Consider the following 24,517-nt stretch of genomic DNA (forward strand, 5'->3'; position numbering starts at 1 on the left):
AAAATATTACTTTTTAAGCGGCGTCAGCTTAAACCCCGCTTGTTTAAACGCCTGTAACAATCCATTCTGCCCGGCCAAATGCGCCGCGCCAACCGCAATAAACACACGGTGCTGCCTGGCCTGATCAATACTGCGGGTGGCCATCAGCACATTGCGCTCATCCAGCAATTTGACTCGCATGCGCTGCCACAAGGCTGCAGGCAAAATTCCACGCGTCATCGCATCATCCATATTCGCCACCTGCTCGGCATCCCCGGCCTGATAGGCTTTAATCAGCTTTTCAAAATCGCCTTCTTTTTGCTTTTGGCTACGCTTGAGCACAGCACGCAACATCAGTAACTGCTCGTCCATCGTCATGCTGTCCATCACGCCAAAATGCTCCTGCGGGCTTTCCAGCCCGAGCACCTGTTTGTCCAGCTCTTCTGCTTTGGCCTTGAGTAAAAAGTCTTGCGCAAAAGGCGTTTGCGGCTTGGGGAGGTCAAAAATCACGGCCAGCAACCATGGCTTCATTTTGAGCACATGGTCCATCGGCATCACATGCATATCCGCCAGGCTAGAGACTTTATCCAGCTCGGCGTCTGATAAATACTGTTGCAAGTTACCTTGTGGCAACTGTAACAGTGATGCTGGCGGCGCCTCTGCCACTTCTAGCATAAATACATCGACCTGCTTGAGTGACTGCACCACCGCAGGCGCAAACTCGGTGACGCGGTTATCGTCGGTATGCATGGTGCCAAACAGATAACTTACCTGCCCGCCAGGTGACTCCAACTGCCAAAACAGGCTTTTTTCAGCCGCGCTTAAAGGCTGGCCCAACAAGATACATACCGCGGCTAATAGCCAGACTCCTCGCATCGCATTCCTCATGATTTCATTCGTCCATTGGTTGACTGGCCTGGCTTGAATAGGTTTCCTATCAACGACCAGCCAACATCGTCTCACAAATAGTGCGCAGCTGCCATGTTTGCTGATTGTGCCTCTGCCATCACGCAGGGTTGTCACAGATATGATACAGCGCTACCATGTGTTAAAAAATATCAACGATACACACAGGGAGATGGCCATGCATCCGACCGACCAGGCAACAGAAACCGACCCGCATAAAACACATGTGTTTGAAGCCGTGCTGGATGCTGAAATGTGTGGCATGGCCCATTTGCGTCCAGACATGCACAAGGACAACCTGATTGGCCTGGCCTTCTCCGGCGGCGGCATCCGCAGCGCCACGCTCAATCTCGGCATCTTGCAAGGGCTGGCCAAAAAAGGCCTGCTCAACAAATTCGACTATCTTTCAACCGTCTCTGGCGGTGGCTATATCGGTGCCTGGTTTTCCAGCCTGGTCAAGCATAGCAACCATGTGAATACCGTGCAGGCCGAACTGGTGCTATCGACCCAACCGCAAACGCTTGTCGCACGGCAGCTTACAGCCACCGAACAAGCCATTCTCTGGCTACGCAGTTACAGCAACTACCTGACGCCCAAAACCGGCTTATTCACCGGCGATACGCTGGCTGCGCTGGCACAATGGATGGCCAACACCCTGCTCAATCAGGTACTACTGCTGTGTGTGCTCATCGTCTTGATGATGTCGGTGATCTTTTTCAGCCACTCGGAGATACATGGCAGCCTGCTGCCCGCATTCACGCTGGATAGCGAGCTGTTAAAGCAACTGCTTGAAAATACAGCACAAACGCTCACCGGCAAAACTGGCATCGTCCTGGCCCTCATCAGCCTGGCCAGCTCATTCTATTTTAGTCGCCGCAACTGTCTGAGCAACGCACATGCGCTTTACCCGGTGCTGGCCTTTTTGTGCGGCGTGCTAGGATTCAGCCTGCTGCTGTGGGCGATTCCCCAGTCAAGCTGGCAACAGCTATTGACAAGCCATGTGGGTGAAAGCGAGGCCAGTCAGCTCCAGCCAAACTATTGGATAGGCTTGGGTGTGCCGGTGATTTCACTGCTGATTTCTGCCGGGCTGGTCGCCATCATGGGCATCGGTGGACGTATGATCGACGTCAGTACGCGAGAGTGGTGGCATCGCATCGGCGGCATCAATATCGGCTTTTGTGTCATCTGGCTTGCGCTGTTCGCTTGCGCACTTTATATTCCGGTGCTGATTCATCAATGGCTAGGCAATCTGGGCACGACAGAGAAAAGCCTGACCGGGATAGGCTCCTGGTTACTGGCGTTTTTCACTGCCAGGCTAGGCAAAAGCCGCGCGACGGGCACGGAGTCGCCCAATAGCCTCAAAGGCGCATGCACCACTGCCCTGCCTTATATTGTGGTCGCGCTTATCCTGCTGGTCTCTGGCTACCTGAGTTTCAGTCTGTACCTTTCGCCTCATCGTGGCTTATGGTTTTCTGCCGCCATATTCATCGTTATTGTCGGCAGCTGGCGCATCGATATCAATGTGTTTTCATTGCACAATTTTTACCGTAACCGTCTGACACGCTGCTATCTGGGGGCAACAAACAATGCGCGCAAACCCAATAGTTTCACCGGTTTTGACAACAATGATGATCTCGCCATGTCTGCTTTGCGCGGGCAACGGCCAACCCATATCGTGAATACCGCCGTGAATATCAGCGACGGCTCGCAACTGGCCTGGCAACAACGCCAGGCGGCTTCGTTTATGTTCAGCCCTTATTATTGCGGCTTTAAATTGCCGGATAACGAAGTCTGGTATGACACCCATCACTACACCGGCGAAGGCGGCCCGGAGCTGGGTAGCCTGGTCTCGACCAGTGGCGCCGCCGCCAGCCCCAATATGGGTTATCACACCAACCCGGTCATGGGCTTTATTATGACTATTTTCAATGCACGCCTGGGACGCTGGTTTGGCAACCCGCTGCATGAGAATTACTTTAACCGTCTGCTGATGCGATTTCGCTGCAAGCTGCGGCTACGCAATCCGCCACAACGGCAATCGCCGTTCTGGAACCTGTTTTACCTGATCAAAGAGTTAATCACCAACACCGGCCCGACCTCGGGCTATCTGTACTTGTCCGATGGCGGCCATTTTGAAAACCTCGGCATTTATGAACTGGTGCGCAGACGCTGCAAACTGATTATTGCTGTAGACGCCGGTGCCGATGGCTGCTATGAATTTGAAGACTTAGGCAACGCTATCCGCAAATGCAAGGTCGACTTTGGCATTACCATTAATCTCAATCTCGACCATTTATTACCCGTCAACGATTGCAAATATGGTTTGTTTAAATGCGGCACCCGCCATTTTGCCATTGGCAGCATTGACTACCTGGGCGATGGCGATCCGGCCCATATGGGTTATCTGGTGTATATCAAAAGCTCGCTGACGGGCGATGAGCCCAGCGACCTGATTAATTTTAAATTGCAAGAACCCAGCTTTCCGCACCACAGTACGGTAGACCAGTTTTTTAGTGAATCACAGTTTGAGAGTTATCGCCGACTGGGCGAGCATATTGCGCAACACCTGAAGCTGCCTGCCAATCACACGGATAAAAGAGCGGCCGAACAAATACAAGCACTACTCCCAGGCCTGCTGGAAAGTGCGACTTAAGCCATTACTGCCACACGGAGCACGCATGTCATCACACAATATTGTTTTGGGCCCCTTGCTGGGGCTGGAGGGTGAGCACGCAAACGCCACCATTTACAGCGTTTGCTTTCTGTCTGAAAACGACATCGACGCCGCTAGCCTGGCCTATCGCATCGGCAAACAAAGCCTGCGGAGCGAGTTCACCTTGATCAGCACCCTGAGCCGTGGCAAGTTCTGGCGCGCAGAAATCGCGATTCCACTGGCGCCGCTAGACCAGGTGTGCAATTACCAGATTTTGATTGAGTCGCAGGCAGCCAGTTATACCCTCACGCGCAACAGCCTGGTCGCAGAGTGGTCGTTTTTCTGCCCGGCAGCCAAGCAGCGCATACAACTGGCATTCGCCTCATGTAATGGCTTTTCGTCAGACAAGGTGCGCGCGCAACACCCAGCGCCTATGGACTACCTGTGGCAACGCATGCAGCAACAGCAAGCTGCGCATATGGCGAATGTGGATTATGCAGAAGTGGTCGATGCGCCTTATGCGGCCCTGATCATGGGCGGTGACCAGATTTATGCAGACGCCATTTTCAATCAAAAACAGCCTTTGTATGCCTGGTCGCAAAAACCGCTCAAAGCACAATTATCGGCGCCAGTCTCTGACACGCTCAGGCAGCGTATAGATAGCTTCTACCTCGACACCTATCTCAGAAGCTGGACGCAATCGGCGGCCTTACGCTACTGCCTAGCCAGCATTCCCAGCGTCATGATGTGGGATGACCACGACATTATCGACGGCTGGGGCTCACAACCTTATCGGCTCGAAGCGTGCCCGACGTATCAGGCCATGTTCGACAGCACAAAAAAATATTTCACACTGTTTCAAGTCAGAAGCGTCAACAACCAGGCCCTGCAACAAACCACTGCCGCACCCGCGCATTTTGGCATGACCCTGCGTTTTCGAGATTATGGCCTGCTGGTGATGGACAACCGCAGCCAGCGTACCTTGCACAACATTATGGGTAGCGGCAAAGCTGACTTCATCCAAGGCCTGTCCGAACTACAAGCAGGCTGGCAAGCGGGTCAAAAACTGCTAGTACTGAGTGGCGTGCCATTTCTTTACCGCCACTTTTCCGAAAGCGACAACAATATCCGCCTGAGTATACATTTTGATGCCTACGACGATATGGCGGACCACTGGCGATTTAGTACGCATTACGATGAAATGTGCAGCATTTTGCAGCGGCTGCTGCAGTTTCAGGCGACATTGCAGGCGCACACGCCGACCAAGGTATTTATTATTTCAGGCGATGTGCATGTGGCAGCCAGCGGTATCTATCGTGAGCAGCCTAACCCTGCAAATCCATCAAACACCGGCAATATCGTACAACTGATTTCTTCTGGCATTGTGCACCCGCCACCAATGAGCATGGAGCAATCGGTGATCCGGATGGCGTCTAGCGTCACGCAGCCGGACATTGACCTGGGCGGTGGCTGCGTCTTATCTGCCACGCTGCGCAAAGACGCGTCTGGCAATCGTTTTTTATTTCACCGTAACTACGCCTGCATGCATGAAGGCAGTGACCACAAGGTGTGGGTCAACTGGCATTATGAAACCATCGATTTTCCGCATGCGAACGACCTGACTGCGCGTGCGCAAAGCCAGGCGAGCCCAAGCTTGGGTTATCAAGTGCTGGGACTGCCTTACTAGCGTCTGAGACTAGACGCGCGAATGAGACCAGACTAGCGGCCCGCGCCAGGTTTTCTGGCTTTATGCTTGTAGGCCGGATTCTTGGTCTGGTTAAAGCCTTTAGGCATGGCCTTGGCCTGGAAACGGCTGCCGTCGGACTGCACAATTTGCTGCAATACTGCGGGCTGATAGGCAGGCACCAGATGTTTTTTACCGTTACCAATCAAATCAGCGCGTCCCATTTTTTTGAGCGCTTCGCGCAGCATGGGCCAATTTTGCGGGTCGTGGTAGCGAATAAACGCCTTTTGCAACTTGCGGATGGTGCCGGTTTTGGCCACAGGCACCGTCTCAGAATCAGCAGTCACTTTACGTAATGGATTTTTGCCGCTGTGGTACATGGCGGTCGCCATCGCCATTGGTGTCGGCGTGAAGGTCTGCACCTGGTCGAGGCGGAAATCATTACGCTTGAGCCATAAGGCCAGATTAATCATATCTTCATCTGTCGTGCCAGGATGCGCGGCAATAAAGTATGGAATCAGATACTGTTTTTTGCCTGCCTCGGCACTGAATTTTTCAAACATGCGCTTGAATTCATCATAAGCGCCCATGCCCGGCTTCATCATTTTGCTCAGCACGTTTTCTTCTGAGTGCTCAGGCGCGATCTTGAGATAGCCACCCACATGATGCTGCACCAGCTCTTTGACATATTCTGGTGATTTCACGGCGAGGTCATAACGCAAGCCCGACCCAATGAGGATTTTTTTCACACCTCGCAGGTTACGTGCTTTGCGATAGAGCTGAATCAGTGCCGAATGGTCGGTGTTGAGGTTTTCACACACGCCCGGATAGACGCAAGACAACTTGCGGCAATTTTTTTCAATATCTTCAGACTTGCACGACAAGCGGTACATATTGGCGGTCGGCCCGCCAAGGTCAGAAATGACACCAGTAAAACCATCCACTTTGTCGCGGATTTCCTCAATCTCGCGCAACACGGAGTCTTCAGAGCGACTCTGGATAATACGGCCCTCATGCTCGGTAATCGAGCAGAAGGTACAACCGCCAAAACAGCCGCGCATGATGTTGACCGAAAAGCGGATCATTTCCCAAGCCGGGATATTGGCACCTTTGTAGGCCGGATGCGGCTTGCGCGCATATGGCAAGTCGTAAACATAATCCATCTCTTTGGTACTGAGTGGAATCGGGGGCGCATTCAGCCAGACTTCACGCTGACCATGCCGTTGCACCAGCGCTCGCGCATTGCCTGGGTTGGCTTCCAGATGCAGCACGCGTGAAGCATGCGCATACATCACCGGGTCACTCACCACCTCTTCATACGACGGCATGCGGATCACCTGACGGTCACGCGGCACTTTGGTGGCTTTGAGCGGCAATGGCAAGCTAATCGTTGGTGCAGCAGCCGTGGTATCGCCAGCCTTGTCATCGGTCGCGCAACTGGCATCGCCCTTACCCATTTTCATGGCGTAAGGGTCTTCGTGTTTCTCGACCACACCTGGTCGGTCCAAACGGGTCGAAGGCACTTCTACAAAGTCATCAGGCACCTGTTTGCGGATAAACGCCGTGCCACGGATATCCTGAATTTCGTGCACCGGCTCACCGCGCGCAATGCGGTGTGACAACTCAACAATGGCGCGCTCGGCGTTGCCATAGAGCAGAATATCGGCTTTGGAATCGATGAGGATAGAACGACGGACTTTATCTGACCAGTAATCGTAATGGGCAATGCGGCGCAGGCTGGCCTCAATGCTACCAATCACCAGCGGCACATCTGCATAAGCTTCCTTACAGCGCTGCGAATAGACCAGCACTGCACGGTCCGGGCGCTTGTTGGGCTCGGCATTCGGCGTGTAAGCATCGTCAGAACGGATCTTACGGTCTGCCGTATAACGGTTGACCATACTATCCATATTGCCAGCAGTCACGCCAAAATACAGATTCGGTTTACCCAACACCTTAAAGGCGGCGGCTGACTGCCAGTCCGGCTGCGCAATAATACCGACGCGAAAGCCCTGTGCTTCTAGCAGACGCCCTATCAAGGCAGCGCCAAAGCTGGGGTGGTCAATGTAGGCGTCACCACTCACCAGAATAATGTCGCAACTGTCCCAGCCAAGCGCATCCATTTCGGCGCGGCTCATCGGCAGCATAGGCGCAGTACCAAAGCGCTTGGCCCAATACGGGCGGTAGCTGTTAACAGGTTTGGCAGTAAGGGAGGTGTAAATTTCCACGCGGGTGACCAGCAATGCTTGAGAGTTGCGCATTTTACGCGTTAATTGATTGATTTGAAATCATTTTTTCTTAAAAAATGTATCTTAATGCCGCAATTTTGGGGGCAAGCACGCAATTCCTACCACTTGATTCGCCAGGATAATCTGTGTGCTGAATCAGACGCTCGGTGCTAAAAGACCGACATTCACAGCACTGCAGCATGTTTATGATTGCGGCGACGGTTAAAGCCCTGTATAACCATGGTGGAGTGTGGGGTATTTTTTTACATAATAATTATTAAATTAACAATGAAGCATTACACGCTGTTCAAAAAAATTCTATTGCCTTTAGCTGCCTTTGGCCTGCTGATAGGATTCATTTCATTCGCCTTTATTTTCAATCATCATCTGAATAATATTGAAGCCAAGGCCCATGAAGAAACGCAAAAACTCGCCAACCTGCTAGTCACAGCCAGAACGCTGGTCAGTGAGCATGTGCTGTCCAGCATGGCCTTGCTCAAACAATATGCCTCGGTTGAAGGCCCGCCCAATATTCACGGTGTCACCGACATGCTGGGCACACAGGTGCCAAACTTGCGCTTTGGCGACAGCCCGCAAACCGGCAGAACGATATTGGTGGACTCAGTCACGCGTATCGGTAGTGGTACCGCCACTATTTTTGTCAAACGCGGCCAACAATTTTTGCGTATTGCCACCAATGTCAAAAAAGCCGACGGCAGCAATGCCTTTGGCACCGAGCTCAACCCGTATGGCAAAGCCATTGAAAAACTACAAAAAAACGAAACCTATTATGGCGTGGTTGATATTTTGGGTGAGGCTTATCTATCACGCTACGAGCCCATGCACGACAATCAGGGGCGTGTCATCGGCGCCTGGTATGTGGGCTACAAACTGGATTTCAATGCGATTGACCAGGCCATCCGTCAATGGGGCTTTTTAGAAAAAGGCTTTGTCGTCATTACCGATGGCCGTGGCCAGATTCGTTTTCTGACCGGCGGCATCCCCAAAAAACAAGCGTTGGCGGCGCTGGACGACCAACAGCAGCATTGGAAAAAAGTCAGCAAAGACGTGCCAGAATGGGATTTTAAAATCAATATCCTCTATCCCGTCAATGAAGCCTACTGGTCGGCACTCGGGGCACTGTCGCCGATGATGATCATCGCACTCATTCTCACGCTAGTGGTATTAATGGCGGTTGTCAGCGGCTTGCAGCGCTTTGTGTTAAACCCGCTAGGAGGCGAGCCAGAAACCGCAAAACAGCTGCTGATGCGGATTGAAAGTGGCGACTTTACCGAAGACCATATTGCCGCGACGCCGGATACCCTAATCGCCAACATGGTCAAAATGCGCCGCCGCTTGCGTGAAATGGTCAGCCAGATACAAGCCAGCGCCAACCACCTGAAAGTGTCTGCCAGTGTATTTGACCATGCACACGATGCGATTTTTATTACCGATGAACGCGGCCTGATTGTGCAATGTAACCCCTCATTCAGCGTGGTCTCCGGCTACACGCAGGCAGAAGCGATTGGGCAATCTCCAGCCGCCTTGGGCATTGCCTGCCAGCAGCCGGATTTTTTTCAAGCATTGTATGTGGGCGCTCAGGCCTTTCAGGAGTGGCAAGGCGAGGTATGGAATCGCCATCGTCACGGGCATGAGTATCTGGTTGAGCTGGCCTTGTCTCCGGTCATGAATCAGACAGGCCAATTTCAGCATTATGTCGGTTTATTCTCGGACATTACCCGTGCCAAAGAACAGCAAAATATGCTGGAACATCTGGCTTATCATGATGTGCTGACCCAACTCCCCAACCGCGTGCTGTTCTCCAGCCGCTTGCAACAAGCCTTGCTCGAAGCCGAACGCCAGCAATCGCTGGTGGCCATCTGCTACATAGACCTCGACGACTTTAAAATTGTGAATGACCAGTATGGTCATGAGTTTGGCGACAAGCTGCTAATGCAACTGGCTAACCGGCTGAGGGGGATTCTCAAACCGCAAGACACCCTGGCGCGATTGGGCGGCGATGAATTTGCCATGTTGTTGTGCGGTGGCCGCACGCAAACCGAATATATGCGCCTGCTCAAAAAACTGCTGACGGCGATTGAAAAACCGTTTTCGATTGAAAAATTCAAATTTTCGATTTCCGCCAGCATCGGGTACACCCTCTACCCGATTGACAACAACCCGCCTGACACTCTGCTGCGCCATGCCGACCATGCCATGTATCATGCCAAAACCCATGGCGGACATCAGTTCCACCTATTTGACCTGGCCTCGGCTCAACAGTCACAGCAACAACAATTGCTCTTGCGCGATTTGCTCAACGGCATTCAAAACAGCCATATCAAACTGGTTTATCAGCCGCAAGTGTGCATGCAAACAGGCAAATTATTCTGCTTTGAAGCCTTGCTGCGCTGGCAACACCCCTTGCGCGGTTTGCTTTACCCGAATGACTTTTTAAATGCGGTTGAACACACCAGCCTGATTATCGATATAGGCCAATGGGTGATTGAAGAAAGTTTGCGCCAACTCACCGAATGGCAAGCACAGGGCCTGCACACCCAGGTGTCAGTGAATATTGCCGCACAACACTTGATGCATAAACACTTCACTGAACAACTGGCCAATCTGTTTAAAAAATATCCAGAGATCAAGCCACAACAGCTGCATATTGAGATTACCGAAAGTGCCGCCATCAGTGACTTCGCCCGCGTCAACCGGGTGATTCAGCAATGCCAGGCACTTGGCGTGGCTTTCTCGATTGATGATTTTGGCTCGGGTTACTCTTCCCTGATTTATTTACGCCGTCTGCCGGTGGATATCATCAAAATCGACCAGTCGTTTATCCACAACATGCTCAGCAACCAGGAAGACCTGGCGGTGATTAGAGGCGTGGTGATGCTGTGCCGTGAATTTGGCCGCAAAGTGGTGGCAGAAGGCGTTGAAAAAGCCGAGCAGGCACGCATCCTGGCCGAGCTCGGCTGCGACTATGCCCAAGGCTTTGGCATTTCGCGTGGCATGGCGGGCAACAAGGTTATAGAATGGTCAAGCAAGCACGACCCTTACCAATTTAATTAACATTTATGCAAGAACACTACTACCCGCTCCCTGGCGGGCCAGTTCGCATTCTGGACACTACGACGCCTTTTCCGCCGTTACAGCAGGCATTGAAAGAACCGAATGGCCTGATTGCGATTGGCGGCGACTTGACCGCAGACCGTTTGCTGGCGGCTTATCGGCAGGGTATTTTTCCCTGGTTTAGCCCAGGCGAGCCCATCCTCTGGTGGAGCCCGGACCCGCGCATGGTGTTGTTTCCTGCCACCTTGAACATCGGCCGCTCATTACGCAAAGTCATACAGCAACAACCATTCGACATCCGCTTTAATACCGCCTTTGAGGCCGTGATCAACGCCTGTGCCGCGACGCCGCGCCCCGACCAGCCTGGCACCTGGATCACGGATGAGATCATTGCGGCTTATACTCAGCTACATCGCCTGGGCTATGCTCACAGCGTAGAAGCCTGGCAACACGGCCAGCTAGTGGGTGGCTGCTATGGGGTGAAAATTGGCCGCATGTTTTATGGCGAAAGCATGTTTCACCATGTCAGCAATGCGTCTAAAGTGGCCTTTGCTCACTTGGTGCAATGGTTAAATACGCAACAAGTCGGTATGATTGATTGTCAGATGCATACGCCACTGCTGGCAAGCTTTGGCGCTTATGAAATTCCCAGAGACCAATTTATCGCGCAACTGAACATGCTGGTGCAAGATGACGTTACCTAACGATGCCCCATTACAGAAACTGCAGTTTTATGTCACCACGGCCTACCCGTGTGGCTACCTGCCCAAAAAACTGGCCCAAAGCCTGATTGCCACGCCCCAAAACCTGGTCGACGGCCCGGTTTATAGTGGCCTGATCCAGCAAGGGTTCAGACGCAGTGGCAAGTTTGCTTACCGCCCGCACTGCGAACATTGTCACGCTTGTGTTTCAGTGCGCTTGCCGGTGAATGCGTTTCAAATGACACGCAGCCAGCAACGTGCCTTAAAAAAACATGCTGATCTGCAAGTCACTATCCGCGAAGCCAGCTACGATGCTGAGCATTTCGCGCTTTACCAGGCCTACCAGCAACAACGCCACCACCCTGACCCCGCGCATGCGACTGAACAGGCAGACGATGCCGCGCAATATCAGCAGTTTTTGTGTCAAAGCAACGTTGAAAGTATCATGGTCGAGTTTAGGGATGGGCAGGGCACCCTTAAAATGGTCAGTGTGATCGACATCGTGATGGATGGCTTGTCTGCGGTCTATACGTTTTACGATGCCAGCGATAAAGCCAGCTACGGCACCCATAGCATTCTTTGGCAAATCAACTGGGCCAAGCAACTCGAATTACCTTATTTATACCTCGGCTACTGGATCGCTGATAGCCAGAAAATGGCCTATAAACAGCAGTTTCAGCCACAAGAGAAACTGCTGGATGGCGAGTGGGTGCCAGCAGCCCGCCCATGAAACATAGCCCCCAGTCGCTCGCCAAGCAGTTTTGCCTGGGCGTCTATGTAAATGTGGTCGATGCTACCCTCTGGCGCGCGACTTTTGCTTATATCGTCAGGCATGCAGACGACAGCGTATTTCAAAAAAGCGCCATTGCGGCTTTGTGGGCGCAATACGGCGGTGACTTACGCGCAAAGATAAAAGACGATGCCCTGGTGCTGGCCGTGCTCAAACAAGCCTTGCCAGGCTATGGCGGCGATGGCTGGACCTTATACCGCGGTGAAAGCTGGTTTTTATTTGATCATGACCAGATCGGTTTTTGCTGGACCCCCTCGGAAGACATCGCCACCACCTATGCCAAAGGCCTGAACGCGGTAGACTCTGGCGGTGTGCTACTCAAATGCTATGCACCGGCAGAGGCGATTCTAGCAATGCAAAACAACGTGTTTATATGCGACCCCTCACGGCTACTAAGGCTGACGACGCTGTCACTGTTTCCCAAGTTGTAATCTTACCTGCCCCATTGGCCATAGCCTTTAAACTGGGCATGCACTTCACGCATCTGGTCAGGCGTTAACAACGCAGGCTCGCCAAGCTGTAACAGGCGCCAATACTGCTCGCACAAGTTTTCGACCTCAACCGCCATCGCCAGCGCTTGCGGCAAATGCTTGCCTAAAGCAATCATGCCATGGTGTGCCAGCAAACAGGCGTTGCGGTCTTGCAGCGCGCTCACCGCCACATCAGATAAGGCCTGTGTGCCAAACAAGGCATAAGGCGCACAACGGATCGTGTCACCGCCCACGGTGGCGATCATATAATGAAACGGCGGCACATCACGCGCCAGGCAGGCGATGGTGGTGGCAAACATGCTATGGCAATGCACGACGGCATTCACCTCAGGGCGCGCCTGCAAAATATCCCGATGAAAACGCCACTCACTCGATGGTTTCTTACCGGCCTCCGCCTGACCTGTCCAATCCATATACACCATGCTCTGGGTACTGAGTTGTTCGGCAGGCACGCCAGAGGGCGTGATCAAAAAGCCATCGTCCAGCCGCATACTGGCATTGCCAGAAGTGCCCTTGTTCAGCCCAGCTTGTGCCATCTGCAGGGCGGTGTCCAGCAACTGTTGTGCGGGGGGTGCCTTACGCATACGATGGCTCCAGACGGGTGAGCTGCTCCGGCGTAAATACACCCTGCTCAGTAATAATGCCGGTGACCAATCTGGCAGGCGTGACATCAAACGCCGGGTTAAGCGCTGTGCTTTCATGAGGAATCACACGTATGCGCTGCACCTGCCCGTCATCACCCTGCCCTTGCATATAAGCCACCTCGTCTGCATCGCGCATTTCAATCTCAATATCCGCCCCGCGCGCCAGTTGCCAATCGATGGTGGGCGTCGGCACGGCTGCATAAAAAGGTACTTGCTGGTCAAACGCCGCTAGCGCTTTTAAATAAGTGCCTATTTTGTTGCAGACGTCCCCCTCTCGCGTGACGCGATCAGCGCCCACAATCACCATATCGACTTGCCCATGCTGCATTAAATGGCCGCCAGCATTATCGGCAATCACCGTATGCGGCACGCCATGTTGGGCCAACTCCCAGGCCGTCAAACTCGCCCCCTGATTACGTGGACGGGTCTCATCCACCCACACATGCACCCGTAAGCCAGCATCATGTGCCGCGTAAATCGGCGCTAGTGCGGTGCCGCCATCCACGGTCGCCAGCCAACCGGCATTGCAATGGGTGAGGATATTCACAACCTGTTGCGGATTCACTGTCCTTTTTGCCGCAATTAGCGCCTTACCGTGCTGGCCAATGGCCAAGTTCTGTGTCACATCCTCGTCAGCAATCGCTTGTGCCAATGCCCAGGCGGCCGTGGCACGCGCGGACACCGGCAACGCCAGTAATTGCTGCTGCATGCGTTGTGCCGCCCACGTCAGGTTTACTGCCGTGGGCCGGGTAGCGACTAATTGTTTAATCACCAATGCTAAATGCTCATCACTTGCTAACTCCTGCACCCCCAAAGCAACGCCGTAAGCCGCCGCGGCGCCAATCAGCGGCGCCCCCCGCACTTGCATGCTGCGTATGGCATGACACATCTGCGCTAGGGTAGTCACTTCAACCGTGACAAACTCAAATGGCAAACGGGTTTGATCGATCAGACAGACCGCAGGGGCTTGTTTCCAGATGGTACGAAAATGTTGTTGTTTAACACGCATAAAAAGAGCTCTGCTGACGAGTAATCAATAATTGTAAAAGTTGTAAAAGCGCTTGCTTTTCCTGTAGGACAAACACCGTATTTTTCCATCCACAAAATCTGTGGATAACTTTGTGGATTGCTGTGTCTTAATTCCGTAACTTACCAATTTAAAAGGACTTTTTCCGAAAGTTCATTTTTTAATCTATTTTTTTATTCAATAAAATCAGTGACTTACGATGCATCACTATAATTGAAACACTTTCGACACATTCTTAATGTGTCACTTTAAGTCATGTGCATAAATGCGGTAATTTCGGCAAAACTTGCGTAGAATTTTTGCCTATCATTTCAATGAGTTGCGAATTTTCTAAGCCACGAATAAGGCATAGTTCCTCCGCTATTCTTTTTAATTGCACAGGGCTATTTCGCCCCTGATGACCAATCCAAACCGGGGGAATATCGGGCGCATCCGTCTCCAACACCAGCTGCTCCAGCGGCAACGCTGCGGCCAGTTGCCGAATTTTGAGTGCGCGCGGCCAGGTCATGGCACCACCAAACCCCAGTTTGAATCCCAAATCCGCAAAGATAGCGGCTTGTTGCATGCTGCCATTAAAGGCATGGGCAATCCCACCACAAACGCGATGCTTGCGCAGATATTTGAGGATACTATCTATCGCACTGCGCACATGCAAAATCACCGGCAACTCAAATTGTTTGGCAATCTGTAGCTGGCCTTCAAATAAAGCGATTTGTTTGGCTTCGTTGTCACGCGTCAGGTAAAAGTCGAGGCCGATTTCACCAATCGCCAGCAATTGATGCGCCTGCGGACCCGTCAGGACGTCAGCCACATATTGCTGTAACTGCTGCAAAGCATCATCCGGCGCCTGCGTGACATACATGGGGTGCCAGCCCAACGCAAAGCCAGCCTGCGGCTGCTGTGCGCACCACTGCATGATTGGTTGAAATGTCGCCTGCGTGACCGCCGGGATCACCACCGCACGTACACCATGCGCTTGTGCCTCCAACCAAACCTGGTCACGATCTGCGTCGAACTCGCTGGCATCGAGATGGCAATGGGTGTCTATCAGCATATAAAATTAAAACTGAAATTTAGCTTGAATGCGAATATCCTGACCGAACTGGCGCACATCCAGAATATTCAGATCGCGTACATCCGACATCTGCGCCAGCGCAGGCAGGTCAAACATGCCTCGCGCAGTGTGGCCCATCAATTTAGGCGCGTAATAGAGCAATAATTCGTCCACAAAACCGCTTTGCATAAATGCGCCGTTGAGCGTGGCACCCGCTTCAATCAGCACCTCATTACATGGCAAGGCCGTCAACGCCTGCATCAGCGCAGCGAGGTCAACCTGGCCTTGTGCATTGGGTGCCTGCAAGGTGCGCACCCCCATCACCTGCAACATCTCCAGTTTGGCAGCATCGCCTTGTGCGTAAGCCACCAGCGCATTACCATCCTGCAACACCTTGGCATCAATCGGGATGCGCAACTGGCTATCCACAATCACCCGCAACGGTTGCCTCGGGGTATTCACGTCGCGCACCGTCAACGAGGAATCGTCTTGCAGGATGCTGGCAATGCCGGTGACAATGGCACAACTTTGTGCGCGCCAATGATGCACATCTTTGCGCGCAGCGGCCGAGGTAATCCATTGGCTATGACCATTGGCCAACGCCGTACGGCCATCGAGGCTGGCGGCCACCTTGAGGCGCACATAAGGCCGCTGCTGGGTCATGCGCTGGATAAAACCAGGGTTGAGGGCTCGCGCCGGTGTTTCGCATACGCCCACCGTGACTACAATGCCTTGTGCCTGCAAACGCGCAATGCCATTGCCTGCGACCAGCGGATTCGGATCCTGCATGGCAACCACGACACGGCTCACCCCCGCATTCACGAGCGCGTCGGCACAAGGTGGCGTCCGGCCAAAATGACTGCAGGGTTCCAGTGTCACATACGCGGTGGCACCACGCGCTTGCTCGCCCGCCGCACGTAAAGCATGCACTTCAGCATGTGGCTCGCCCGCCTTCAAATGTGCGCCCTCGCCGACCACCTGGCCATTGTTGACAATCACGCATCCCACACGCGGATTGGGCGTCGTGGTATACAGTCCGCGCGCGGCCAGTCGCAGCGCGCGCGTCATCCATTCAATATCTTGTGAGGTCACTTGCATAGACTGCCATGATACAAAAAAACACGGCACTGCGGTTTTTTGTCGTTGCCTTGCACGCCATCAGCCAAAAAGTCCGTGTATTGCCCTCACCGCTTAACTGTTGAATACCGTGGTATTTGCCAGTTTTTTTGCCGCTAACCTTCGCGCGCGATGGCGCTACACTGAGGCATGATTTATATTGCTGACCCAAATCCATGGCTGGCCTTGTATGCGCAACCGCTGCATACACGCCTGACCCCGCCCACCGCAGACTTGCAGGACTTTCTGTCAGAGTATGGTCGCACGCACGGATTACCATCTGTGAGCCTGGAATCAACCCTTGACTGGCAAGAGGACCTGGCACAGGTGCTGGCGCCATTGCCTGAAAGCCTGCTTGATACACTGAATAAGTCCATATTGGGTATTTTCTTTGCCAATGGCCTTGATGCTTCAGGCTTTACCGACATGGTCGCTCTGGGCGATGGCAGCAACAATATCGGCTTTGTGATTGTGCTCGACAGCCAGGCGTTCCGCCATCCGTCGGCAAATGCCTGGGCTAGCTGGAAAGAAAATTCAGCCTTCGTGGCCGATGAGCAGGTACAAATCAGCGTCGAGATCGCCACCCCAGAAAATGACCACCGCATCCAGGCACTGCGTTTTCTGTTACTGCATGAATTCGGCCATATTGTGTCCACTATGACCGACCTTTGCCCGCAGTCGTGGGCATTCTCGCTACCCAAGCTGGCTGGTCACTTTAGCAAACTCAGTTGGCAAACCAATGGCAGCAAGGCGATCCGGCCAGAGCAGAATTTCCCGCATCGCGAAAAAATTAGTTTCTATCGCCAGCCGGCCCTGCATGCCAGCCAGGCATTAGACCTCTATCGTGACCTGGCCAGGACGGCGTTTCCGACCTTATACGCCAGCATGGATGTGCAGGAAGACTTTGCCGAGTGCTTTGCGACCTATGTGCATACAGAATTACTCGGCCAGCCATACCACCTGCAATTAACAATCGCGGGCAACCAGGTCTATCGCAGCGATGACTTCTGGGCATCGGCGCGTGCCAGCGAAAAAAAGCGCTATCTGCGCAATTTATTTGACGCCTTGGCCCACAACAATGCCAGCCATACCTTTCAAGGGCTGGCGCCTTTTCTGCGCATGAGCCTCAGCGGCGCAGATTTGCGCGCGCATGCGCAATCGCTCTTGGTTCAGGCCAATCAGGACCAGGAGAACGCCATTTTGTGGATGAATCTGGCAATTGGCTTTTTATGCCTGAAAATGCGCGACATGGGCCTGGCGATTCAAGAGCAGGCGCTGTCTTTACAACGACTCTACCGCCGCCCGGCAAACTGCCAGCCGCCACGCTTTCGCTTGCTGATGATCATGACGCCAGGCGATCTGTCTGAAAACACGCCGATTGATTGCCTGCTGGAAAACAGCCCGGTAGAACTCCTTTATTACTATGCCTCAGTCGAGCAGCCGCTACCATCGCCCATGCCCGAACACGACGCGGTGATGGTCGCCCTTTCAGATAGCCAGGCCAACCGCGCTTTGCTGCTGGCAGTGCAAGCCAGCCTGCTAGCTTACGCCCGGCCGGTGATTAATCCGCCACACCTGTTGCCCAACGTTAACCGTGACCAGCTCAGTGAGTTGCTGCAAGACGTCCCCGGCCTCGATATGCCGCGCACGCACAAACTCACCCGCAGCCAGGTCGTCACGCGTTTGAGCATGCCGCGCCCGGCAGAGATTACCGACCCGGCTGCGCTGCCTGGATTACCCTTGATTATTCGCCCGGTCGGCTCGCAAGCCGGTAACGACTTGGCCAGAATCACGCAGCCAGCTGAACTGGCGGACTATTTAAAACAAGTCCAAAGTACCGCTTTTTTTGTCTCGCGCTTTGTCGATTACAGCAGCCAGGATGGCCAGTTCCGTAAATACCGCATCGCCATGCTGCGCGGCCAGCCGTTTATTTGCCATATGGCGATTTCGAGTGACTGGATGGTGCATTACGTCAATGCCGGTATGTATGACTCCGCTGACAAACGGGCCGAAGAAGGTGCGTTTATGCAGAACTTTGCCAGCTTTGCCACGCGCCACCAAACGGCGCTGGCCGCGATTTACCAGCGTTTGCAACTCGACTATGTATGCATTGATTGTGCAGAGACCAAAGACGGCCAATTACTGGTGTTCGAAATCGACCACATCATGGCCGTGCACGCCATGGATTCTGCCAGCCTGTTCCCGTTTAAAGCCGGGCAAATCGGCAAGCTACAGCAAGCTTTTGAGCAATATTTATACGCATTACAGCCGCAACCTTTACTGGAGAGCGCATGATGAAACTGAATGCCAATCAACTGAATTTTTCTGGCGGCCCGGGCGCCTTGCCTGAAAGCGTCTTGCAACAACTGCACACCGCCATGCTCTGTGTACCAGAAGTCGGTTTGTCTATTTTAGGCATCAGCCATCGCTCGGCATGGTTTGCGCAGGTGGTGCATGAGTTAGAAGACAATATCCGCCATCTGATGGGTTTGCCAGCGTCTACACGCGTGTTGATGATGCAAGGCGGCGCCACGCAGCAGTTCTCTATGTTGCCAATGAATTTGCTGCGCAACGGGCAGTCAGCAGACTATATCCATAGCGGCTACTGGAGCGGCAAGGCGATTCACGAGGCAGAAAAATCCGGCAAATTGCACTTGGCATGGAGTGGCAAAGCTGACCAGTTTGGTCGCTTGCCTACCGATGCTGAGTTACAACTCTCCAAAGATGCGGCCTATTTTCACTATATCTCGAATGAGACGGTAGAAGGGTTGCAGTTCCATCGCGTGCCCGGTCGCGACGATGTGCCACGTATCTGTGACATGTCCTCAGACCTGTTATCGGCGCCTGGGGACTTTAATCGCTACTCGATGATTTATGCCCATGCACAGAAAAATATTGGCCCGGCCGGGGTGACGCTGGTGATCTTGCGTGATGACTTTATGAACAGCCTGCCTGATGATTTGCCAGGCTTTATCAATTACCATGCGCAAGCCGATGCGCACTCTATCTACAACACCCCACCCGTGTTTGCGATTTATAGCGTGTTGCTGGTGACACGCTGGTTGCGTGATGAAATGGGCGGCTTGCACAATATGGCCAAACGTAATCAGGCCAAGGCAGACTGTTTGTATCAGGTACTGGACGACCACGCCGACTTTTACCGTGGCCGTGCGGCCGTGGCTGACCGTTCTACAATGAATGTGGTGTTTAATTTGCCAACCGCCGAGATTGAGCAAGCGTTTTTTCAGCAAGCACACCTGGCAGGGTTTTCAGGCTTGAATGGCCACCGCAGCATAGGCGGTATTCGGGCGTCGATTTATAACGGCTTAGAGCTGGCAGCCGCTGAGCAACTGGCTGACTTTATGCAAACATTTCGCCAGCGTTATCAAGCAACAACCGCAACCACCGCTTTGTCGCCCGCTTACGCTTAACCGGCCAAAGGTTTAGTGCGAAGAAATCTGGCTATGGGTTAAACGACCATCCTGGTCAAAATAAATGCGCAAGGCATGGTAAACATGCATGCACTTACCAAGGTCGTACTCCAGCGCGTTGGCGTCCTCTAAACTGGGGCGACCCAGCAAGGCCATCACCGCTTCTTTTTTAGCACCACGGATGAGGATATGATTTTTTAGGTCGTAGGCCATGTCACCGCGACGACACTCTGTTTGCACCGTGTTGGCGAGGGACATCCAGCGCGCCTGGTCAAATTTGTCTCCGCCAAACACCGCCTGGTCTTTAAACGCCCACCAGGTAAAAAACACAATGGTGAGGATGACAGTGAATACCGCTAACGCAATTGCAGACAGCTTGATCAGTTTCATGCACCCTCGCCTTTCGGACTAATTATCGCTATCGGTCACATCCAGGTCACGAATAGCATTATGAAAATCATCGACATCTGAAAAGCTACGATACACCGAAGCAAAACGGATATACGCCACCTGATCCATTTGTTTGAGCTCTTGCATCACGGTTTCACCCAGCAATCGCGCAGGCACTTCTCGCACGCCCAAACCAAGCACTTTTTGAATAATACGGTCCATGGCCTTATCGACATACTCGGTCGGCACCGGGCGCTTGTGTAACGCGCGCGTAAATGACACGCGCAACTTTTCACGCTTGAACTCTTCGCGGTTGCCGTTTTGCTTGACCACCTGCGGCAGATGCAACTCTGCCGTTTCATAGGTAGTAAAGCGCTTATCGCAGACCTGGCAACGACGACGCCTGCGGATGGAGTTGCCCTCCTCATTGAGTCGGGAATCCACCACCTGCGTATCGTCAGCACCGCAAAAAGGACATTTCATGGCTAAAACTGGCCGGAGAAATTATTTGCCGTAGACTGGGAATTTGTCAGTTAATGCGTGTACTTTGGCTTTTACCGCTGCAATGACTTCTGCATTTTCCGGGTTATCCAGCACGTCGGCGATCAGGTTAGCCACTTGCTCGGCCTCGGCTTCTTTAAAGCCACGGGTGGTAATCGCTGGCGAACCGATACGGATACCGGAAGTCACGAATGGGCTCTCAGGGTCGTTAGGAATCGCGTTTTTGTTGACAGTAATGTGCGCTTGGCCGAGGAAAGCATCAGCCGCTTTACCAGTCAAGCCTTTAGGCCGTAGATCAACCAAAAATACGTGTGACTCAGTACGGCCAGAGATAATGCGCAAGCCGCGTGCCGCCAGTGTATTGGCCATCACGCTAGCGTTTTTCAACACTTGTTCTTGATACACCTTGAACTCAGGCTGGGCTGCTTCGAGAAAAGCCGTGGCTTTACCGGCGATGACATGCATCAATGGACCACCTTGCAAGCTTGGGAACACGTTAGAGTTGATGGATTTTTCAAACTCTGCTTTAGCCATGATGATACCGCCACGTGGGCCACGCAAGGTTTTGTGCGTGGTAGAAGTGACGAAGTCAGCGTGTGGCACTGGATTAGGGTAAACACCACCGGCGATCAGGCCAGAATAGTGCGCCATGTCGACCATAAAATAAGCACCGACTTTTTTAGCGATCTCAGCCATCCGTGCCCAGTCAAAACGCAGGGCGTAAGCAGACGCACCACCAATCAGCAATTTTGGTTTGCACTCAATGGCAATACGCTCCATCTCGTCGTAGTCAATTTCCTCTTTGTCGTTCAAGCCATAAGGCACAATATTGAACAACTTGCCGGACAGGTTGGCCGGGGAGCCATGCGTCAAATGACCGCCGTGGCCCAGGTTCATGCCCATGATGGTATCGCCTGGTTTTAAAATAGAGAAATATACCGCCTGGTTGGCTTGTGACCCAGAGTGCGGTTGCACGTTGGCATACTCCGCGCCATACAGTGCCTTCAGGCGATCAATCGCCAATTGCTCCACTTGGTCAACAAACTCACAGCCGCCGTAAAAACGCTTGCCTGGATAACCTTCCGCATACTTGTTAGTCAGCTGCGAGCCTTGTGCTTCCATCACCGCTGGGCTGGTGTAGTTTTCTGAGGCAATCAGCTCAATATGCTGATGTTGACGTTCGACTTCGGCAGAAATCATGGTGGCCAAAGCTGGGTCTGCAACGCTTAAGTTTCTTGAAAAGCTAAACATGACGATCAAGTTTCCGTATCAATAACAATAAAGTGTAATTTTACCATGAGGCGACCATGGCATGCACCTATCGCATGCGTCAGCGCAAGATGCCTGCTTTTTTGGGGCAAGCAAGCGCGGAAAATGACAATGTATGGAAGATCGCTGCAATCGTAAAGATACTGGCCACCTGAGAGCTAGTTAAAACCTGAAAGAGCGTTGTCATAAGTGCGCCAGCATTGCACGCCTTGCACCAAATTAGTGCAAGGCATCAAACAGTTGCTGTCTCAGCAACAGGCAATAAATCCATAAAACAAGCTATCTTATTGATTTAAATGTAATTATAAAAGCTGGCACAGCTTATGCTTAGTAGTAGCCGTAAGCGTATATCTCCAAAATCGCTCCCTAAACCCAACTTCGGTTGGGTTCTTTTTTTGCCATAATCCAACACAGGCCATTAGTGTTTACGCGCTTTTAATTGTTGCAGCGTCTGCTGACAACCTTCATCCGTCACCTCTGAGGCACTGCCAGGGTCAAGAAAAGGCAAAATCGCCGCAAAAGGATTAATTAATGCCAGCAACACCCCACCAGCCAGGCGCGCGGCAATCGGGCCGGGGCTCAGCGACACCTTGGGATCCACAAACGGGCCGGTGACCAGGATGGGAGAACGCACGGTAAAAGGGGAGAAGTTTTTGGGGCTGGCTTGCAATTTGAGGTTAAGCAATTCCTGCCCCAGATTGATCTCGCCTTGCACATTCACAGTGGTGACTGGCGTATCAATCAAGGCTGCCTCTGGCGTCAGCACGCCTTGCTTGGCATGCCAGCCCATGGCCGCACATTGCATAGGCAGGGCTTGATCACCTTTCATCAGCACGCCAATAGCTTGCGCAATATCCAGGCCTGCAGCCTCGACCAGCAGATGCGAAATTTCACCCTGGCGCACCATCAGCGCCAACTGGCCATCCAGTGATTTAAGTAACGCCGCCGTAGAGCGTCCGCGCCCTTGCAAGCTGGCTTTGCCGTTTAACTTGCCTGAAATATACGCTGGCGCCTGACTGGTTGACGCAGGCTTGGCTGAAGAAGGTTTGGTTGGCGAGACTTTGTCATCAGCCACCTTATTCTCTGGTGTCACCTTTAGCCATTGCTCCAGGCGAATATCGCGCACTGCCAATTGAATATCCCACTCAGGCGCAGGTGGCGGGGATAAGTCAGTATTAGTGGCGTCATGAGCATCAATACTCAAAGCACCGGTGAGCGTGCCTTGTGCGGTACTGGCTTCGAGTTCAGCCAGGCTTAGTTTGTGTTTATTCAGGGTTAAGCGCAGCTTTAAAGGTGCAATACGCTGCTTAAAGGCATTGCCTAAATCCACCGCATCCAGATGCACATCAATATCGGCATTCATACGCCCATAGGTACTAAAATCCAACGATTCGTCAGGGAACAGCTTACCGGGATGCGCTTTGGCGGCAGAACTCCCCTGGCTTGCACCAAACGCGGGCGCTAAATCGGCCAGCATCAGCAACGCACCTTGTAGCTTGCCACGCAGCATGGGCGTTTCGGGGGCAAAGTCATACACAAACTGCCCGGATAACCGGCTACGCCCAATATGGGCAGAAGGAATATTCACCTGCCACTGATCAATGCCTTTTTCAATCTCGGCACTGACTTTAAAGGCGGCAGTACGTGGTAAGGTCAGGTCCAGCAAATCGCCGACGTCTGCCAGCGATGTGCCTTTCACATCCACCTTGCCTTTCACGCGTTGCGTGCCAAACAAGTCATAGACTTCCCCCCGAAATTGCGCGTTGACCGCGCCATACTTCAACCAACCCTGAGAGTTAATCGGTGGCGACTGGCTACCCTGGGTCGCCACCGGCAAAAAGCCTTGCGTAACCAACTCGCCCTGTAGCGGGCGCTTGCGAAACTGACCATGAATCTTCAACCGCGATTCCGGCGTGGCCAGATGCGCCCCTTCTTCGGTAAAAAAAGTCAGTGCCAGTTGGGCGTCAGTGACAGCGTCGGTGACTTTGGCCTGGCCCTGATTCACAGCCAATTGTTCGATCAGCGGAAACGGCCGTGGCGGACTGCTATCATCCAGTTCAAACTGCCAAGTTGCATGCTGGTCTGCGCGGCGCAGCAGGTAGGCATTGAGCTGATCCGCGCGAATCGCGGCAATGCGATAAGGGTCGTTTTCTTTGAGCGACCATAGATCACGGTAACGCAGTGCCAGATCCAGGCCATGTGCATCAATAAAATAAGCCGCGTCAAAGCCTTCTGGTGCCGACAATTTCAATCCACCCACTTGCAGGTGAATGGCGCCCAGCAACTGCAAGCGAAATGGGCGCTCGATCTCGACAGTGCGGTGTAATTTATCCTGCAGCAATTGTTGCAAGGGCTGCCGCAAAAACGGCCAACCGGCGATTTCACAGGCAATCACCGCCAGCACAAGAGCCAACACAGTGCCCGTAATCCAGTTGCTCATCGGTATGGTTTTTTTTGTGGTGATGTCGTTCTCATTCATAGCTTGTCATGATGACAATGATGGACGGGCTTGGCTAGTCCTGCCTGACTGACACACCTGTAGGCCGATTCTGTCAAATCCGATAAGCACTCTCAGTTA

At 52.9% G+C, this 24,517-nt stretch carries 18 protein-coding genes; 8 read left to right on the forward strand and 10 right to left on the reverse strand.

The genetic code is table 11. The features are described from left to right. Positions 1–6 precede the first annotated feature (6 nt). Positions 7–855: a TraB/GumN family protein gene (locus tag E6Q52_RS06745; protein WP_292820198.1), complete on the reverse strand. Its 849-nt coding sequence runs from the start codon at positions 853–855 to the stop codon at positions 7–9. Between the two features lie 208 nt (positions 856–1,063). Here E6Q52_RS06745 and E6Q52_RS06750 point away from each other — a divergent pair, with 208 nt between their 5' ends. Continuing rightward, positions 1,064–3,538 carry a patatin-like phospholipase family protein gene (locus tag E6Q52_RS06750; protein ID WP_292820201.1) on the forward strand — a complete coding sequence of 825 codons (2,475 nt, stop codon included), beginning with the start codon at positions 1,064–1,066 and terminating at the stop codon, positions 3,536–3,538. Between the two features lie 25 nt (positions 3,539–3,563). Beyond that, positions 3,564–5,225: an alkaline phosphatase D family protein gene (locus tag E6Q52_RS06755; RefSeq protein ID WP_292820204.1), complete on the forward strand. Its 1,662-nt coding sequence runs from the start codon at positions 3,564–3,566 to the stop codon at positions 5,223–5,225. Positions 5,226–5,257: 32 nt separating this feature from the next. Here E6Q52_RS06755 and E6Q52_RS06760 read toward each other — a convergent pair whose 3' ends face one another. Beyond that, positions 5,258–7,483: a YgiQ family radical SAM protein gene (locus E6Q52_RS06760; protein ID WP_292820207.1), complete on the reverse strand. Its 2,226-nt coding sequence runs from the start codon at positions 7,481–7,483 to the stop codon at positions 5,258–5,260. A gap of 255 nt (positions 7,484–7,738) precedes the next feature. Here E6Q52_RS06760 and E6Q52_RS06765 point away from each other — a divergent pair, with 255 nt between their 5' ends. Genes E6Q52_RS06765 through E6Q52_RS06780 form a run of 4 tightly spaced genes read left to right on the forward strand, consistent with a single transcriptional unit; the run spans position 7,739 to position 12,447 of the window. After that, positions 7,739–10,525, forward strand: a complete 2,787-nt coding sequence (locus tag E6Q52_RS06765) for an EAL domain-containing protein (protein ID WP_292820210.1) — start codon at positions 7,739–7,741, stop codon at positions 10,523–10,525. A gap of 5 nt (positions 10,526–10,530) precedes the next feature. Continuing rightward, the gene (gene aat, locus E6Q52_RS06770; RefSeq protein ID WP_292820213.1) at positions 10,531–11,229 is read left to right on the forward strand and encodes a leucyl/phenylalanyl-tRNA--protein transferase; all 699 of its coding nucleotides are present in this window, start codon (positions 10,531–10,533) and stop codon (positions 11,227–11,229) included. Beyond that, the gene (locus tag E6Q52_RS06775; protein WP_292820216.1) at positions 11,216–11,956 is read left to right on the forward strand and encodes an arginyltransferase; all 741 of its coding nucleotides are present in this window, start codon (positions 11,216–11,218) and stop codon (positions 11,954–11,956) included. The genes aat and E6Q52_RS06775 overlap by 14 nt, the downstream gene beginning before the upstream one ends. Beyond that, the gene (locus E6Q52_RS06780; protein WP_292820219.1) at positions 11,953–12,447 is read left to right on the forward strand and encodes a hypothetical protein; all 495 of its coding nucleotides are present in this window, start codon (positions 11,953–11,955) and stop codon (positions 12,445–12,447) included. Before E6Q52_RS06775 ends, E6Q52_RS06780 begins: the two co-directional genes overlap by 4 nt. Before the next feature lie 2 nt (positions 12,448–12,449). Here E6Q52_RS06780 and E6Q52_RS06785 read toward each other — a convergent pair whose 3' ends face one another. From E6Q52_RS06785 to ribD, 4 genes are all read right to left on the reverse strand, one after another. Further along, positions 12,450–13,091 (reverse strand): class II aldolase/adducin family protein, encoded by a 642-nt coding sequence (locus E6Q52_RS06785; RefSeq protein WP_292820222.1) that lies wholly within the window; start codon positions 13,089–13,091, stop codon positions 12,450–12,452. Beyond that, complete coding sequence (gene mtnA, locus E6Q52_RS06790) at positions 13,084–14,160, reverse strand: S-methyl-5-thioribose-1-phosphate isomerase (protein ID WP_292820225.1); 1,077 nt, start codon at positions 14,158–14,160, stop codon at positions 13,084–13,086. Before mtnA ends, E6Q52_RS06785 begins: the two co-directional genes overlap by 8 nt. Before the next feature lie 271 nt (positions 14,161–14,431). Further along, entirely contained in the window at positions 14,432–15,232 is an 801-nt protein-coding gene (locus tag E6Q52_RS06795; protein ID WP_292820228.1) for a TatD family hydrolase, read from the reverse strand. 6 nt (positions 15,233–15,238) lie between these two features. Beyond that, the gene (ribD, locus tag E6Q52_RS06800; protein ID WP_292820230.1) at positions 15,239–16,330 is read right to left on the reverse strand and encodes a bifunctional diaminohydroxyphosphoribosylaminopyrimidine deaminase/5-amino-6-(5-phosphoribosylamino)uracil reductase RibD; all 1,092 of its coding nucleotides are present in this window, start codon (positions 16,328–16,330) and stop codon (positions 15,239–15,241) included. A 168-nt stretch (positions 16,331–16,498) separates the two neighbouring features. Between ribD and E6Q52_RS06805 the strand changes: the two genes are divergently transcribed. Both E6Q52_RS06805 and E6Q52_RS06810 read left to right on the forward strand, forming a co-directional pair. Next, complete coding sequence (locus E6Q52_RS06805) at positions 16,499–18,643, forward strand: hypothetical protein (RefSeq protein ID WP_292820233.1); 2,145 nt, start codon at positions 16,499–16,501, stop codon at positions 18,641–18,643. Beyond that, positions 18,640–19,779, forward strand: coding sequence for a phosphoserine transaminase (locus E6Q52_RS06810; RefSeq protein WP_292820236.1), 1,140 nt, complete (start codon positions 18,640–18,642; stop codon positions 19,777–19,779). Before E6Q52_RS06805 ends, E6Q52_RS06810 begins: the two co-directional genes overlap by 4 nt. Positions 19,780–19,791: 12 nt before the next feature. Here E6Q52_RS06810 and E6Q52_RS06815 read toward each other — a convergent pair whose 3' ends face one another. The 4 genes from E6Q52_RS06815 to E6Q52_RS06830 form a co-directional block, all read right to left on the reverse strand. Continuing rightward, a complete protein-coding gene (locus tag E6Q52_RS06815; RefSeq protein ID WP_292820239.1) occupies positions 19,792–20,169 on the reverse strand; it encodes a hypothetical protein in 378 nt (125 codons plus the stop codon). Between the two features lie 18 nt (positions 20,170–20,187). Then, positions 20,188–20,652: a transcriptional regulator NrdR gene (gene nrdR, locus E6Q52_RS06820; RefSeq protein WP_292820242.1), complete on the reverse strand. Its 465-nt coding sequence runs from the start codon at positions 20,650–20,652 to the stop codon at positions 20,188–20,190. Between the two features lie 21 nt (positions 20,653–20,673). Further along, the gene (gene glyA, locus E6Q52_RS06825) at positions 20,674–21,921 is read right to left on the reverse strand and encodes a serine hydroxymethyltransferase (RefSeq protein WP_292820245.1); all 1,248 of its coding nucleotides are present in this window, start codon (positions 21,919–21,921) and stop codon (positions 20,674–20,676) included. 436 nt (positions 21,922–22,357) lie between these two features. Continuing rightward, positions 22,358–24,418 carry an AsmA family protein gene (locus E6Q52_RS06830; RefSeq protein WP_292820248.1) on the reverse strand — a complete coding sequence of 687 codons (2,061 nt, stop codon included), beginning with the start codon at positions 24,416–24,418 and terminating at the stop codon, positions 22,358–22,360. Positions 24,419–24,517: the final 99 nt, after the last annotated feature.

Origin of the sequence: Methylophilus sp. (assembly GCF_008015755.1) — a bacterium.
GTDB lineage: Bacteria > Pseudomonadota > Gammaproteobacteria > Burkholderiales > Methylophilaceae > Methylophilus.